16 protein-coding genes are annotated in these 16,531 nt (G+C 37.8%); 13 read left to right on the forward strand and 3 right to left on the reverse strand.

Annotation, left to right across the window (positions count from 1 at the left end):
* The first annotated feature begins 106 nt into the window (after positions 1-106).
* Positions 107-904: a phosphotransferase family protein gene (locus ACUN28_RS05510; RefSeq protein WP_016085903.1), complete on the forward strand. Its 798-nt coding sequence runs from the start codon at positions 107-109 to the stop codon at positions 902-904.
* A 3-nt stretch (positions 905-907) separates the two neighbouring features.
* Here ACUN28_RS05510 and ACUN28_RS05515 read toward each other — a convergent pair whose 3' ends face one another.
* Entirely contained in the window at positions 908-1,186 is a 279-nt protein-coding gene (locus tag ACUN28_RS05515; RefSeq protein WP_001122235.1) for a YtzH-like family protein, read from the reverse strand.
* Between the two features lie 228 nt (positions 1,187-1,414).
* Here ACUN28_RS05515 and trmB point away from each other — a divergent pair, with 228 nt between their 5' ends.
* Both trmB and ACUN28_RS05525 read left to right on the forward strand, forming a co-directional pair.
* Positions 1,415-2,068 (forward strand): tRNA (guanosine(46)-N7)-methyltransferase TrmB, encoded by a 654-nt coding sequence (gene trmB / locus ACUN28_RS05520; protein ID WP_016136871.1) that lies wholly within the window; start codon positions 1,415-1,417, stop codon positions 2,066-2,068.
* Between the two features lie 69 nt (positions 2,069-2,137).
* Positions 2,138-2,992 carry a YtnP family quorum-quenching lactonase gene (locus ACUN28_RS05525; RefSeq protein WP_016085905.1) on the forward strand — a complete coding sequence of 285 codons (855 nt, stop codon included), beginning with the start codon at positions 2,138-2,140 and terminating at the stop codon, positions 2,990-2,992.
* Between the two features lie 156 nt (positions 2,993-3,148).
* On the opposite strand, the gene ACUN28_RS05530 is transcribed toward ACUN28_RS05525, so the two are convergent.
* Complete coding sequence (locus tag ACUN28_RS05530) at positions 3,149-3,460, reverse strand: PepSY domain-containing protein (protein ID WP_000118541.1); 312 nt, start codon at positions 3,458-3,460, stop codon at positions 3,149-3,151.
* Positions 3,461-3,608: 148 nt separating this feature from the next.
* On the opposite strand from ACUN28_RS05530, the gene ACUN28_RS05535 reads away from it, so the two are divergent.
* The 10 genes from ACUN28_RS05535 (at position 3,609) to murC (ending at position 15,891) form a co-directional block, all read left to right on the forward strand.
* Positions 3,609-4,682, forward strand: coding sequence for a M42 family metallopeptidase (locus ACUN28_RS05535; protein WP_001031515.1), 1,074 nt, complete (start codon positions 3,609-3,611; stop codon positions 4,680-4,682).
* Positions 4,683-4,964: 282 nt separating this feature from the next.
* Entirely contained in the window at positions 4,965-5,474 is a 510-nt protein-coding gene (locus ACUN28_RS05540; RefSeq protein WP_016136870.1) for a DUF84 family protein, read from the forward strand.
* Between the two features lie 83 nt (positions 5,475-5,557).
* The gene (locus ACUN28_RS05545) at positions 5,558-5,872 is read left to right on the forward strand and encodes a thioredoxin family protein (RefSeq protein WP_000838193.1); all 315 of its coding nucleotides are present in this window, start codon (positions 5,558-5,560) and stop codon (positions 5,870-5,872) included.
* Between the two features lie 78 nt (positions 5,873-5,950).
* The gene (locus ACUN28_RS05550) at positions 5,951-6,763 is read left to right on the forward strand and encodes a DUF1444 domain-containing protein (RefSeq protein WP_016135479.1); all 813 of its coding nucleotides are present in this window, start codon (positions 5,951-5,953) and stop codon (positions 6,761-6,763) included.
* Entirely contained in the window at positions 6,760-7,374 is a 615-nt protein-coding gene (ytpR, locus tag ACUN28_RS05555) for a YtpR family tRNA-binding protein (protein ID WP_016136869.1), read from the forward strand. Before ACUN28_RS05550 ends, ytpR begins: the two co-directional genes overlap by 4 nt.
* Positions 7,375-7,683: 309 nt before the next feature.
* Positions 7,684-8,028, forward strand: coding sequence for a hypothetical protein (locus tag ACUN28_RS05560; RefSeq protein WP_016085909.1), 345 nt, complete (start codon positions 7,684-7,686; stop codon positions 8,026-8,028).
* Positions 8,029-8,068: 40 nt separating this feature from the next.
* On the forward strand, positions 8,069-9,025 hold the full coding sequence (locus tag ACUN28_RS05565) for an N-acetylmuramoyl-L-alanine amidase (RefSeq protein ID WP_016136868.1): 957 nt from the start codon (positions 8,069-8,071) through the stop codon (positions 9,023-9,025).
* Positions 9,026-9,178: 153 nt separating this feature from the next.
* Positions 9,179-13,147 (forward strand): DNA translocase FtsK, encoded by a 3,969-nt coding sequence (locus ACUN28_RS05570; protein WP_445423357.1) that lies wholly within the window; start codon positions 9,179-9,181, stop codon positions 13,145-13,147.
* A 61-nt stretch (positions 13,148-13,208) separates the two neighbouring features.
* Positions 13,209-14,327, forward strand: coding sequence for a nicotinate phosphoribosyltransferase (locus tag ACUN28_RS05575; RefSeq protein WP_000658380.1), 1,119 nt, complete (start codon positions 13,209-13,211; stop codon positions 14,325-14,327).
* 253 nt (positions 14,328-14,580) lie between these two features.
* A complete protein-coding gene (gene murC / locus ACUN28_RS05580) occupies positions 14,581-15,891 on the forward strand; it encodes a UDP-N-acetylmuramate--L-alanine ligase (protein WP_000219461.1) in 1,311 nt (436 codons plus the stop codon).
* Between the two features lie 54 nt (positions 15,892-15,945).
* On the opposite strand, the gene ACUN28_RS05585 is transcribed toward murC, so the two are convergent.
* Positions 15,946-16,476, reverse strand: coding sequence for a hypothetical protein (locus ACUN28_RS05585; protein WP_257149080.1), 531 nt, complete (start codon positions 16,474-16,476; stop codon positions 15,946-15,948).
* Positions 16,477-16,531: the final 55 nt, after the last annotated feature.

Genomic DNA, 16,531 nt, shown 5'->3' on the forward strand with positions numbered 1-16,531 from the left:
GTTTTCTTTTCATTTACAGTAAAATATATATGAATCCACAACATGTGTAGAAATGTTGCGGTTTTTCTTTTCATAACTATAAAAGATAAGGATTTGTTAACGGGTAATGAATATGGAATGGTTGGAACAATTATTAGGAAAAGAGTGGAGTCTTGTACCGGCTGGTGGAGTAACGGGCGATGCATATATTGCGCAAAACGGACAACAGAAGTTATTTTTAAAGCGGAATACATCGCCCTTTTTAGCGGTATTGTCAGCAGAAGGAATTGTTCCAAAATTACTTTGGACAAGAAGGGTAACGAACGGTGATGTAATTTCTGCTCAAAAATGGCTTCCGGGACAGAAGCTAGAGCCAGAGGATATGAAACTAGAACGTGTTGCGAAACTTTTGAAGAAAATACACTCCTCTAAAGCGCTTGTACAGATGATTCAAAGACTTGGGAAGCAGCCGCTTCACGCACAAGAGTTATTACAACAACTGCAACTTGTTTTAAGAGGAGATATAAGGGATGATGAAACAATTCAGCAAGGCCTTCAATATTTAATGGATTCATTAAAAGATATTGAATACAATGAATTCGTTGTATGCCATTGTGATGTAAACCATAACAACTGGTTATTGTCGGATGAAGATGAGTTGTTTTTAATTGATTGGGATGGAGCTGTAATTGCTGACCCAGCTCTAGACCTCGGTATGTTATTATATTGGTACATTCCGCGCCAAGAATGGAGCGAGTGGCTCGAATATTATGATATTGAAATGGATGAATCGCTGCTTAGGCGTATGAGATGGTATGTAATAGCACAAACGATTTTGTCTATTCAATGGCACACAACAAAAAAGCAGCAAGCAGAAGCTGAATATTGGCATCAATATTTACAGCAACTACTTGCTTCAGAGTAATACTTAAGAAAAATTGTCCATTCCAGCAATCCACTGAGTAAGTTGTTCTTGATTATTGGAAATGTGGTTGTCCAAATTAGAGGAAGATTTACCCGATTGACTATAAGAATATACATCGTTTAGCATTGTTTTAGCGTCACTACTTATATTATCGTTTGCGAGTAACGATTGAATGAGACGCTCTAATTGCTCGCATTCAGAAACTGTCCCGCAGCAATCACTTTGGTGATTGACTAAAATATCTTTCAGCACTTCTAATTGATGTTGTTGATTAATTGGCATGAACGGATCATCCTTTCGATTGTTTTTCTCTTCAAATGTAAGAGAAAAAGCTGTTTCGTCATGGAATGTTTAATGCTGTATGTAGTTTTTATCAAAATGGTACATCTTATACTTGAAAGAAACGGACCGAGTGCTCGTACGTACTTGGTTTTTTGTTTGGGAGATTGATTAAAACAGAAAGAAGGAATTATTCCTTTAAAATAGCTATGTAAAGAGAGGGAAACATCTATGCGTTTAAGACATAAACCATATGCAATGGATCGAATTAATGAGTATGCACATATCGTAATCGGAAACCCAGAGGAGCGCGCTGGTAACTGGAAAGAAGTATTTGGAAATGACCACCCAATTCATATTGAAGTAGGTACAGGTCGTGGTCGTTTTATGTATGATATGGCAAAAGCAAATCCGCATATTAATTATATTGGAATTGAAAAATTCACGAGTGTTGTTGTAGATGCACTTGATAAATTAATTGAAGAAGAATTACCGAACTTAAAGTTAATTAATAAAGATGCTGAAGATTTAAAAGTTTTCTTTGCACAAGGTGAGATTGATCGCGTTTATTTAAACTTCTCAGATCCATGGCCAAAGAAACGTCATACGAAGCGTCGTTTAACGTATAAAACGTTCTTACGCAATTATGAAGAAGTGTTAGTAGAAGGTGGAGAAATTCATTTCAAAACAGATAACCAAGGTTTATTTGAATACTCTCTAATGAGTATGGCTGAGTATGGTATGTTACTAACTTACTTAAGCTTAGATCTTCATAATAGTGATTATGAAGGTAACATCATGACTGAATACGAAGAAAAATTCTCTAGTAAAGGTCATCGTATTTACCGAGTTGAAGCGAAATATCGTACAGAGCCTATGCAGTAATGCATAGGTTTTTTGTAACTAAAATAATCAGAATTTTATGTTAAAATTAAATAAAAAGGGGGATGTGTGATGGAACAGTTACAAATTGGAGATATAAAAGTGACATGGTTAAAAGGCGGGAATACACATTTAGACGGAGGAGCAATGTTTGGTGTCGTGCCGAAAGTACTTTGGTCACGTAAATATAAACATAATGATACAAACCATATTTATTTACGAACAGATCCGTTACTTTTGCAAACGAAAGATGGTAATATGCTGATTGATTCCGGAATAGGAAACGGTAAATTGAATGAGAAGATGAAGCGAAATCAAGGTGTAACAGAAGAGTCATCGGTTTATGAATCATTAGAAAAACTAGGATTAAAGTCTGAAGATATTCATTATGTTTTAATGACACACCTGCATTTTGATCATGCATCTGGTTTAACAAAATGGAAAGGTGATCAACTTGTGCCAGCGTTTCCGAATGCGAAAGTTTACGTTAGTGAAACAGAATGGGATGAAATGAGGAACCCAAATATCAGGTCGCGCAATACATATTGGAAGGAAAATTGGGAGCCAATTATAGATCAAGTTGTTACGTTTCAGCAAGAAATAGAAATTACAGATGAAATAAAAATGGCGCATACGGGCGGTCATAGTGATGGACATGCAGTTGTTGCTTTGGAAAGTAAAGGTGAAACGATGCTTCATTTAGCAGATCTTTTGCCGACGCATGCACATCAAAATGTACTATGGGTAATGGCCTATGATGATTATCCGATGACATCGATTGAAAATAAGCAAAAGTGGATGAAGTACGGCGCTGAAAAAGAGGCATGGTTTACGTTTTATCATGACGCGTATTACCGTGCAGTAAAGTGGAATGAGGAAGGGCATATTGTAGAAAAGATAGAGCGGAAAACGAGTATAGAAGCTTAAAAGGAGGAGGTTGTTCCAGAAGTCTGTTGGGGCAGCCTTTTTTTCTGTTATCGGCTTTTGTCGGTAAGCCGATAACAGAAAAATCGCTGATATAATTTCAATCACTACCCGTAATTTCAAAAAAATAAGAGGTTCACCTAATGGGAACCCTCCTTTTTATGCTGCTATAACCTCTAAAACAGTACCTGTTTTAGCATCAACTAAAAATTCAAATCGTTCTTGTATATCATCTAACATCGTTGTAAGACCGCCACGATAAACTTCGTATGCGACATCATATTTTTCAAATGTCTCTGGAACCATATGTACCCAAGAGCCAGTAATTTCACCTTTATGACTTAATGCTTGTTTCACCATTTTCAATGCTTTTTCTGAAGAAATATGGGATTGTTCTTGTACTTTGTTTGCAACAAGATAACCAGCTGCGAACCCAACGCCAAGACCTGCTACTAAACCTTTCCAGCTCATATATTCACCTCAATTCTGTAAAATAAAAATAGTGTACCAATAATAATTATAAAGCAAATACAGCTAAAAAAGAAGAAACTAGAAACATTTCGAAAATTTCGTTACAATAAAAGAGGTATTCTACTAAGGTTTGAAAGAAGGGGACTTCGTGAATAAAGAGACATTACAATTATTTCGTACGTTAACAGAATTACAAGGTGCATCAGGTTTCGAACATGATGTACGCCGTTTTATGAAGCAAGAATTAAGCAAATATGCGGATGAAATTGTGCAAGACGGTTTAGGTAGCGTATTTGGTCTGAAAAAAGGGGACGAAACTGGCCCACGTGTTCTTGTAGCAGGTCATATGGATGAAGTAGGTTTCATGGTTACGCAAATTACGAAAAACGGGATGCTTCGTTTTCAAACGTTAGGCGGCTGGTGGAGCCAAGTATTATTAGCACAGCGTGTACAAGTGATGACGAAGAATGGCCCTGTTATTGGGGTTGTTGGTTCTATCCCGCCTCATTTATTAAGTGACGCGCAACGTGCAAAACCGATGGATATAAAAAATATGTTAATTGATATAGGTGCAGATAGCTACGAAGATGCGATTGAAATTGGTGTAAAACCAGGACAACAAATCGTGCCAATCTGTCCGTTTACGCCGATGGCAAATGAAAAGAAAATTATGGCGAAAGCTTGGGACAACCGTTACGGATGTGGCCTTGCAATCGAATTATTAAAAGAATTAAAAGACGAAACATTACCAAACACATTATACTCTGGTGCGACTGTACAAGAAGAAGTTGGTCTTCGCGGTGCACAAACTGCTGCAAATATGATTCAACCAGACATTTTCTATGCGCTTGATGCAAGTCCAGCAAACGATGCATCTGGTGATAAAACGCAGTTCGGTCAATTAGGAAAAGGTGCTCTTCTTCGTATTTACGACCGTACGATGGTAACACATAGAGGAATGCGCGAATTCATTTTAGATACAGCTGAAACACACAACATTCCGTACCAATACTTTATTTCACAAGGTGGTACAGATGCGGGCCGTGTACATACAAGTAACTCAGGTATCCCATCAGCAGTAATTGGTGTTTGCGCACGCTACATTCATACACATGCTTCTATTTTACATGTTGATGATTATGCGGCAGCGAAAGAACTAATTACGAAGCTTGTAAGAGCAACGGATAAAACGACGTTAGAGACAATTAAGAATAACGCGTAAGGAAGAAGGGCTGAAGAGCCTTTCTTTTTTTGGATTGAAGAGATGACCCATCGGTGTGTGGTGGCGGTTAGTGCTTAATGGGTGCTCGAATGATGTATTAAGACCGCGGATAGGAAGAGAGAGGAAGGCTGTTTTTGAGTTCGAAGCCGGTAATGTTGTGAGAAAAACCTCTTTCTTTAGGTTGAATAGATGCCCCGGTGATATGCGGTAGTGGTTCGTGCTTAATTTGTACCGGAAGTGGATATTAGAACAAAGTGATAAATTTTTACAGAGGTGAGCGGAATGAAAGTAGTAGTTGGATCGAAGAATAAAACGAAAGTTGGAGCTGTGGAGAAGGTTTGGAGAGATGCTGAAATTACGTCGCTTTCTGTTCCTTCAGGAGTAGCAAACCAGCCGTTTACAGATGAAGAGACGATGCAAGGAGCGGTTAATAGAGCGAAGCGAGCGCTGCAAGAAGGAGAAGCTCAAATTGGTATTGGTCTAGAAGGCGGCGTAATGAAAACAGCACACGGCTTATTTATGTGTAACTGGGGTGCTTTGGCGACAAGTGACGGTAGAGTATTTGTTGCAGGAGGCGCTCGTATTAAATTACCAGATGACTTTTTAAAGCCACTGGAAGAAGGAAAAGAGTTAAGCGAAGTGATGGAAGAATTTGTACAGCGAAAAGATATTCGAAGCCACGAAGGTGCTATCGGTATTTTTACAGATGATTATGTTGATCGCACAGAATTATTTGTACACGTTGTTAAGTTACTTGTTGGGCAATATAAGTATGATGAAAAGCAAGCATAAACCTTGCACCGTGCGCGATGTATGGTAGTATAAAAGAAAGATTATAACATGAAAAAATGCACTCGTTAGAGGAGGAAATATAGATGAAATCATTAGAAAGCATGGAGCAATTCCAACAATTGAAAAATGAAGAGAATGTAGTCTTTATGTTCTCAGCAGAATGGTGCCCAGACTGCCGCTTTGTAGATCCATTTATGCCAGAAGTAGAAGAGAAATATAGTGATTTCTCATTTTACTATGTAGATCGTGATGAGTTTATTGATCTATGTGTAAAATTAGACGTATTTGGCATTCCGAGCTTTGTAGCGTACAATAAAGGTGAAGAAACAGGTCGCTATGTAAACAAAGATCGTAAAACACAAGAACAAATCGAAGAGTTTATTGAAGGTTTAAAATAAGGCAATTTGCCAATTGAATTGTAAAACAACCTCTACCTTCGCGGGGGAGGTTATTTTTTTGGAAGGGAGGAAAAAGAGATGAAGATGACAAGTAAAAAGATGAAAGATGAGTTAATGAAGAAATTATCTCGCCCGGAATGGGACTTTCAGTATGATAGCGAGAAAGAAGTTCTACGTATAGAACAAAAAGACTCGAAAAAAGGTATTAACGTATCGCTTCCAGGAGTTGTAGCAAAATGGGAAGTGAACAAAGAAAAGGCGATTGAAGAAGTTGCTTATTACGTACAAGAAGCACTAATTGCGATGCATAAAGAAGAAAATAACGCAGCGAAAATTTTACCTGTTATTCGCTCTACTTCTTTTCCGAAACAAGCAGAAGAAGGAAATCCGTTTATTATGACGGATCATACGGCGGAAACACGTATTTACTATGCGTTAGATTCGAATAAAACGTATCGACTCATTGATGAGCGTCTATTACAAAAATTAGAACTTACAGAGCAACAAGTGCGTGAAATGGCATTATTCAACGCTCGCTCATTAGGTTATGAATTTAAACAAGACACAGTAGCAGGGAATACATTCTACTTTTTAAACACAAATGATGGGTATGATGCGACGCGTATTTTAAACGAATCGTTACTACAATCGATGCGTGAAAAGATTTCTGGTGATATGGTTGTGGCTGTTCCTCACCAAGATGTATTAATTATTGCTGATATCGTCAACGAAATCGGTTATGATATTATTGCACAAATGACAATGAAATTTTTTGCCGAAGGGCATGTTCCGATTACATCACTTTCATTCGTATATGAAGATGGGGACTTTGAACCAATCTTTATTTTAGCGAAGAATCGGAAGAAGACAGATGGAAAAGAGAAAGGATGAACGAAGTGAACGTTTTTTACAACCTTGAAGGAATTGGTGACACTCTAATTGTTGCCTTACAAGATATTACTTTAGAGAACCGTACTTTTGATCGCAAAGGAGATGTTGCACGCGTATACGATCGTGAAAGCAATGTAACAGCAGGATTCAACATCTTTAATGCATCTTCTTATTTAGAAGTAACAGAAACAGGTAACCTTACATTAACGAAAGAACTTGTTGAGAAAATCAACGAAATTTTAGCGAAGAACGGCTTTGAAGAAACAGTAGAAGCAGATCTTTCTCCAAAATTTGTTGTAGGCTATGTAGCTGAGAAAGAGAAGCATCCAAATGCTGATAAGTTAAACATTTGTAAAGTAGAAATTGGTACAGAAACATTACAAATCGTATGTGGCGCACCGAACGTTGATGCAGGACAAAAAGTTGTCGTTGCAAAAATCGGCGCTGTAATGCCAAGCGGTATGCTAATTAAACCAGCTGAACTTCGCGGTGTTCCTTCTTCTGGAATGATTTGCTCAGCACGTGAATTAGAGCTTCCAGATGCTCCACAAGAAAAAGGTATTCTTGTATTAGAAGATAGCTTTGAAGTTGGACAAGAGTTTAAATTTTAATTGATATAAGAAAAGAGAGGTTGTCTTTTGGACAGCCTCTCTTTTTGTTTTATCATTTTTTGCTGGTAAGTCGATATTCTGTGTCAAATCGTTGATATATTGCGAGTTGTGATAGATATATTTGAAAAATCGTTGATATATCGCGAGTTGTGATAGATATATTTGAAAAATCGTTGATATATCGCGAGTTGTGACAGATATATTCAAAAAATCGTTCATATTATAGGATGTCACTTTTTTTCTCAAAATCTATATTGTATTTTATAAACAAACTAGTTAAAATTTAGAAAAATAGAAGGGGATAGACGTATGAAACAACAACTAAAAATCGCAGAACTTCTGAAACGAATTGAAACTTCAAAACAGCAAGATATTGAGTTAGGTTCTTATGAAATATATTTGTTTAGCGAAAATGAATTAGAAAAAGGGCAAATTGGTTACCGATATGATAAACATAAAAATTCATTAATAAGTGGAGAAAACGGTAAATGGCAAGAAGAATGGATTGTTATCGGATATGAAACAGATATGGGGGATCCGGTTTTCGTAAATGTGGCTGATGATGCTTATCTAGTTTATACTGCGGAGCGTGGTACAGAAACGTGGCAACCCGTTCATATTGGAAATATGGCTGAGATTATAAAACAATTATAAGAAAAACTTTGAGACCGGTGCAAAGTGATGGGAGAAAAACATGAAGTATATAAAAATAATGAGCATGATTGCATTCATTGGAATATATATGGGAGGTTGCTCACAAGAACAACCGAAAAAAGAAACAACATCTTCTATAAAAGAAACAAGCGAAGATAAAAAGGAAGACGCACCGGTAGAAAAGCAGCAGGAAGAACAAGAAAAGAAAGAAGAACCACAAGCAGTTCAAACAAATGAGCAAGTGGAGCATAAGCAGGAGGAAGTGCCGGCCGAGGAAAAGAAAGAGGAAGCTACGCCAGTGCAGCCAAATGAGCAACCAGTACAACAGAATGAACAAAAAGTAGAGAGTAATGAAAAACAAGGAAAGTTTCTTGTTGTTATCGATCCGGGGCATCAACAAAAAGCGAATTTAAATTTAGAGCCGGTTGGTCCAGGAGCAACGACGCAAAAATATAAAGTGACAGATGGTACAACTGGTATTGTGACGAAAAAAAGAGAGGCTGTTCTTGTATTAGAAATGGCTTTCGTATTAAAAGAAAAGTTAGAAGCAAAAGGTATACAAGTATTAATGACGAGAACGTCACAAGATGTTGATATGAGTAATAAAGAACGCGCGACATTTGCGAATGACCATAAGGCAGATTTGTTTTTACGTCTTCATGCAGATGGTTCTGAAAATCTGAATCAAAGTGGATTCGCTGTATTAACGCCGGCAGAAGGAAGCCCGTATACCAAAGAGATTTATGCGGAAAGTCTTCAAATCTCTCAAACGATAGTAAATAAAATGAGAGAGAATCAGCAAGTGAAAGTAAATGGAATTAAATTCAGGGATGATCTTTCTGGGTTTAATTGGTCAAAAGTTCCTGGCGTACTATTAGAACTTGGGTTTATGTCAAATCCTGAAGAAGATAAAAAATTATCTGACCCGCAGTATGTAAATTCTTTATTACAAAGTGTAACGGATAGTGTAGATGAATATCAGAAGAGTAAAGCTTAAACGCAGTCTTACATGGAAGGCTGCGTTTTTCTATATGAAAACACTCGTAAATTAGAATTATGGATAAATATGACATGCTTAATTTTACCTGCACTTTTTGCGGAATGCTGATACAATAAAGGATGTTACTATTTAGTAGAAAGAGTGGTAAGCATGTTAGATTGGATGAAAAAGCTGTTTAACAAAGAGGAAGAACAAACAGCGATGAATAAAGAAGTACCAAAGCAAATTGAAAGTCAGCCGAAAATTCCTCGTGTAAACCACTATACTGAAGCAAGAGAAGCACAAATGGCAAGTAGGAATGCAGGTAAATGCCGTTTTCCATTAGTACCGGATAATGGGTTCGATGAAGAGGATGTTATAGAAACAGGGCATTTTGAAGAACAACCTGTTCAAGGTGTAACATATGAAACTCAGCCTATTCAAAGAGGAATCAAAGTGGAAAGAAGTAGACGACAGTATGTAGAGAAGGTAGTTTCTACATATGAAGAGCCGGAAATGCAATATGAACCGGAGCAAGAGCCTGTCGTAAAAAAAGCACCTGTACCTTCGCAAGAAAGTAACCGTAGACCATTTCGTCCAACAGAAATGATTTCGCCAATTTACGGATATAATCGTCCTTCAGTAGAGAAAAAAGTTGTACAACAGGAGGAAGAAAAGGAAAGAGAAGACCTTGAAATATCTGTAGAGGGTAAATCAGTTGTTGATGCCTGGTTAGAGAAAAAAGGATATACATTATCTGATTTCTCTGAAGGACAAGCAAAGACTTCTTCCAGTCATGAAGGAGTTGATCAGCGAGATCAACCAAGTAAAAAGGAAGAAAAGTCAGTTGTCGATCAATGGCTAGAGAAAAACGGTTATGAAATTGAACGCCAAGAGCCTATAGTAGAAGAAAAAGAAGTGGTTCAAGAAATGAGTGCACCGCAGGAAGTTCCAGCGGCTGAATTACTTCATCAAACAATCGCTGAGCGTATGGAAGATACTAAGCAAGAAAGTGATGTAGTGGCCCGAAACATTCTACAAGCAGAATTAGTAGATTCTAAAGTAGAGCACGAGGATACAATATTATCAGAAGAAATTAAACGTAATACAGAAATAGAACAACCTACTATTGAAGTAGAAAAGCAAGCTCCAGAAGAATCAGTGATTGTTAAAGCAGAAGTAAAGCTTGAAGAAACAATCATTGTGGAAATACCAGAAGTGGAAGTAATTGCAGAAACAGAAGAGCCAGAAGAAGTGGAAGTAATTGCAGAAGCAGAAGAGCTAGAAGAAGTGGAAGTAATTGCAGAAACAGAAGAGCCAGAAGAAGTGGAAGTAATTGCAGAAACAGAAGAGCCAGAAGAAGTGGAAGTAATTGCAGAAACAGAAGAGCTAGAAGAAGTGGAAGTAATTGCAGAAACAGAAGAGCTAGAAGAAGTGGAGGTAATTGCAGAAACAGAAGAGCCAGAAGAAGTGGAAGTAATTGCGGAAGCAGAAGAGCTAGAAGAAGTGGAACCTGTAGCACTTGAGGAAACGCAGCAAGAAATGTTGTTAAATGAAGCAATTGAACAAAAGAACGAATTCATACATGGTGCTGAGGCTGATGAACAAACGAAGAAAGATGTTCAAAGCTTTGCGAATGTTTTAATTGCAGAAGAACAACAAGTTGTAGAAGAAGCACCGATTGTGGAAGAACAACAAGTTGTAGAAGAAGCACCGATTGTGGAAGAACAACAAGTTGTAGAAGAAGCACCGATTGTGGAAGAACAACAAGTTGTAGAAGAAGCACCGATTGTGGAAGAACAACAAGTTGTAGAAGAAGCACCGATTGTGGAAGAACAACAAGTTGTAGAAGAAGCACCGATTGTGGAAGAACAACAAGTTGTAGAAGAAGCACCGATTGAAGAAGAACAACAAGTTGTAGAAGAAGCACCGATTGCGGAAGAACACCGAGTTGTAGAAGAAGCACCGATTGTGGAAGAACAACAAGTTGTAGAAGAAGCACCGATTGTGGAAGAACAACAAGTTGTAGAAGAAGCACCGGTTGTGGAAGAACACCGAGTTGTAGAAGAAGTTCTGATTGCGGAAGAACAACGGGTTGTAGAAGAAGCACCGGTTGTGGAAGAACACCGAGTTGTAGAAGAAGCACCGATTGCGGAAGAACAACCAGTTGTACAAAAAGAAGAGCCAAAACGTGAGAAAAAGCGTCATGTACCATTTAATGTTGTTATGTTGAAACAAGACAGAACGCGATTAAGGGAAAGACATGCGGCTAGAATGAATGCAATGCAATCTTCTATGAGTGAACGAGTAGAGAATAAGCCTGTACACCAAGTAGAAGAACAACAGATGCAACAAGAGGTAATAGAATCCCGAGTGGAAGAACGTCCAGTGCAGCAAGTAGTGGTAGAACCACAAGTGGAAGAAAAACCAATGCAGCAGGTAGTGGTAGAATCCCGAGTGGAAGAAAAACCAATGCAGCAGGTAGTGGTAGAACCACAAGTGGAAGAAAAACCAGTGCAGCAGGTAGTGGTAGAATCCCGAGTGGAAGAACGTCCAATGCAGCAAGTAGTGGTAGAACCACAAGTGGAAGAAAAACCAGTGCAACAGGTAGTGGTAGAGCAAGTACAAAAGCCAATTTCAAGTACGGAAGTACAAGAGAAAGCATATGTTGTCAATCAAAGAGAGAACGATATGCGAAATGTATTGCAAACACCACCGACATATACAATTCCGCCATTAACATTATTGTCAATTCCACAGCAAGCAGCGTTAGATAATACGGAATGGTTGGATGAACAGAAAGAATTATTAGATACAACGTTTAATAATTTCCATGTTGGTGCACATGTTATTAACGTATCACAAGGTCCAGCAGTAACTCGTTTTGAAGTACAGCCAGACCCAGGTGTGAAAGTAAATAAAATTACAAATTTAAGTGATGATATTAAGTTAAGCTTAGCTGCGAAAGATATTCGTATTGAAGCGCCAATTCCAGGGAAGAGTGCGATTGGAATTGAAGTTCCAAATAAAGAAAGTAAGCCAGTGTTTCTTCGTGAAATTTTAAGAAGTCCTGTGTTTACAAAGAGCGAATCACCGCTTACAGTTGCGCTCGGTCTTGATATTTCAGGCGATCCAATTGTAACTGATATTCGGAAAATGCCACACGGACTTATTGCGGGTGCAACAGGTTCTGGGAAAAGTGTGTGCATTAACGCAATTTTAACGAGCATTTTATATAAAGCGAAACCGCATGAAGTGAAGTTAATGTTAATCGATCCGAAGATGGTTGAGCTTGCACCATACAATTCTGTTCCACATCTTGTAGCGCCTGTTATTACAGATGTAAAAGCAGCAACAGCGGCTTTAAAGTGGGCAGTCGAAGAGATGGAACGCCGTTATGAATTGTTTGCGCACGCTGGTGCTCGTGATTTAACTCGTTACAATACGATTGTAAGTGGGCGAGAAATTCCGGGAGAGACATTACCTTATATCGTTATTGTCATTGACGAGTTAGCCGATTTAATGATGGTAGCACCTGGTGATGTTGAAGAAGCAATTTGTCGTATTGCGCAAAAAGCACGTGCGTGTGGTATTCATTTATTAGTAGCGACGCAGCGTCCATCTGTAGATGTTATTACAGGTTTAATTAAGTCAAACATTCCAACGCGTATTGCGTTTACTGTATCATCTCAAGTTGATTCGCGTACGATTATTGATATTGGGGGCGCGGAGAAATTACTTGGCCGTGGTGATATGCTATTTCTAGGAAACGGTACGTCTAAACCAGTTCGTGTACAAGGTGTATATGTATCGGATGATGAGATTGAGAAAACAGTTGATCATGTGAGAAAGCAAATGAAGCCGAACTACTTATTTAAACAAGAGGATTTATTAGCGAAAACAGAACAAGCTGAGTCGGAAGACGAATTGTTCTTTGATGCATGTCAATTTGTTGTAGAACAAGGGGGAGCGTCCACATCTTCTGTACAGCGAAAATTCCGCATCGGCTATAATCGCGCGGCACGTCTCATTGAAGAGATGGAATCGCAAGGAATTATTTCTGAAGGAAGAGGAACGAAACCGAGAGATGTCCTTATTTCTGAGGATGAATTCGCTGCTATGCAGGAAACAAATGTATAGGAAACGGTTTTGCTGTATACTAAGAGAAAATGTTGGATAGTAAAGTAGGGAGTAAAGCGACATGAAAGAAATTGAATTAAAATTAAAAGGTGAAATAAATAGACTAACAAATAGAACATTTAAATTTGACGAACGTGTTGGAGAAGGTTGGTTCTCTGCCGTTTACTTTTTAAAGACTAGAGAAATCATTGAAGAATTTCGCCCGAAAAGTGTTGTGACGATGCAATTTTTCCAAAAGGAAAATGCAGTTCTTTGCGGAACAGATGAAGTGATTGCATTGCTACAAACATTCGCCAAAAATCCTGAGGAACTTGAAATTAACTCTTTAAAAGATGGCGATAATATTAGTCCGTTTGAAACAGTGTTAACAATTCATGGTCCTTATGAAAATTTCGGATTTTTAGAAGGTGTCATTGATGGGATTTTAGCTCGTCGTACATCAGTTGCGACAAATGTATATAACGTTGTCCAAGCTGCACGTAGTGTAGATAAAGAAAAACCAGTTATTTTCATGGGAGATCGTGACGATCATTATACACAGCAAGCTGGTGACGGTTATGCAGCATACATCGGAGGTATGAGCGCACAAGCGACGCACGCGATGAATGAATGGTGGGGCAGAAGTGGTATGGGGACAATGCCTCACGCATTAATTCAAATGTTTAATGGTGATGTTGTGGAAGCGGCAAAAGCATATCATAAGAAATTCCCAGAAGATGAATTAGTTGTATTGATTGATTACAATAATGATGTCATTACAGATGCACTTCGCGTAGCGCGTGAATTTGGATCAACATTAAAAGGCGTACGTGTAGATACGTCGCGCACGATGATTGATCAATACTTCATTCGCCACCCAGAGGTACTTGGAACATTCGATCCACGTGGTGTAAACCCATCGCTTGTATTCGCACTTCGTAAAGCACTTGATGAAGAAGGATTCCAGCATGTAGACATCGTTGTAACTGGTGGATTTGATGAGAAGCGTATTCGTGAATTTGAAGCTCAAAACGTACCTGTTGATATATACGGAGTAGGAAGTAGCTTATTAAAAATGAATATTGGCTTTACTGGTGATAACGTAGAATTAAATGGAAAACCAGAAGCGAAAGCTGGTCGTAAATATCGTCCAAACCCACGTCTAGAGCGTGTTCAATTAGAAAAAAGAGAAGATATGTAAAAGAGAGAAAAACTGATAGGTGATTGACCCTATCAGTTTTTCTGTTATCATAGTATAGCGGCTTCTTTTTTGCTATAATGGACTTGTTATGGACATAAAAAAGAAGTACGTACGAGTTTATCCTGATAAGTGAAGGGAAAGAATAACTTCACTACATCAAAAATGTATGATGATTACCAAAATAAGAAAAGATTCATATACTGTCTTATAGATAGGCCGTTGTATTAGTTCGAAATGTTGGAGGTTCTTTAAGATGACAGTTTACCATTTTGTAGGAATTAAAGGAACAGGAATGAGTTCATTAGCACAAATTCTTCATGACATGAAGCATACTGTTCAAGGGTCTGATTATGAAAAGCGTTTCTTTACACAAACAGCGTTGGAAAAGCGTAATATCTCGATCCTTCCTTTTGATAAAAATAATGTAAAAGAAGGACAAGTGATTATTGCAGGAAATGCATTTCCTGATACGCATGAAGAAATCGTAGCAGCAAAAGAATTAAACATCCCAGTACATCGTTACCATCACTTCTTAGGTGATCTTATGAACCAATACACAAGTGTTGCTGTAACTGGTGCACATGGAAAAACATCAACAACTGGTTTGTTAGCCCATGTAATGCAAGGTGCACACCCTACATCTTACCTTATTGGAGATGGAACAGGGCATGGGGTAGAAAATAGTAAGTATTTTGTATTTGAAGCTTGTGAGTATCGTCGTCATTTCTTGTCTTACAATCCAGACTATGCGATTATGACAAATATTGATTTTGATCATCCAGATTATTTCTCAGATATCAATGATGTATTCAATGCATTCCAAGAGATGGCATTGCAAGTGAAAAAAGGCATTATTGCATGTGGAGATGATGAAGAACTTCAAAAAATTCAAGCGAAAGTACCTGTTATTTTCTATGGATTTGGAGAAGATAATGATTTCCAAGCACGTAACATTCAAAAGAGAACAGATGGTACTATTTTCGATGTATTCGTTCGTAATACGTACTATGACACGTTCAAAATTACAGGATACGGCAATCACAGCGTATTAAATGCATTAGCGGTAATCGCGCTTTGCCATTATGAAAACGTTGATGTAGAAGCAGTTAAGCATCAGCTAACAACTTTTGAAGGCGTAAAACGTCGCTTTAATGAAAAGCCAATGGGAGAGCAAGTTATTATCGATGACTACGCACACCATCCGACAGAAATTAATGCAACGATTGAAGCAGCTCGTCAAAAACATCCAGAGCGTGAAGTTGTCGCTGTATTCCAGCCACATACATTCTCACGTACAGAAAAATTCTTAGATGAGTTCGCTGAAAGTCTAAGCAAAGCTGACCAAGTATACTTATGTGATATTTTCGGATCAGCACGCGAAAACAAAGGTGAATTAACAATCGAAGATCTGCAAAAGCGTATTGACGGTGCAGAACTAATTACAGATACAACAACGGATGTATTAAAGAAACATAAAAACGGCGTTCTAATTTTCATGGGCGCAGGAGACATCCAAAAATTCGAAGCAGCTTACGTAAAAGAAGTTCAAGTTGCAGAGAAGTAATAAAAAAGACGCATAGCGGTGGCTATGCGTCTTTTTTGTTGTGCTCGATATATTTTAAAAAGCATTGATATGTTGGTATTGTTCATTCTTTTTGTATAGTTGTTTTAATAAGACGATATATAGTGAACTGAAAAGTACATATCCAATTAAATAATAGAATGAAAACATATCGAATTGTTTTGTTATCATAATTCGAATTGCGAAAAAGCTGAATGGGAGAGCAATTAGCAGTCTTGAACTGATGAAAATAATTGTTTTAAAGTATTTTAATAAATCTATATTCCAATGGTTTTCTCTAAAGATAAACCAAATATTGCTTGCAATAAAGGATAGTAAAAATGGTAAATTAGCAGAAAAATTTATAAAACCGAGTACAATAGGCACTGATAAAGCGCCAAGTGGACCGATAGATAGGCCGGAATAATATTTAATAAAAGTATTTGTAGATTGCTGTGCTTCTTCAATAACGTGTTGAGGGATGAGTGCTGATGGTATCTCATCATTTTCTTTACGTAATGCATTTTCGTATAAATCAGATTTGATTTCTAGTACATGTTGTTCTCGTGCTGATGTAGGTAAGTTCATTAAACCTTTGTGGAAATCCTGTAAGAAAGAAGTGATGAGTTCATTTGCAAAGAAT

The organism is Bacillus sp. WC2507 (assembly GCF_052656125.1).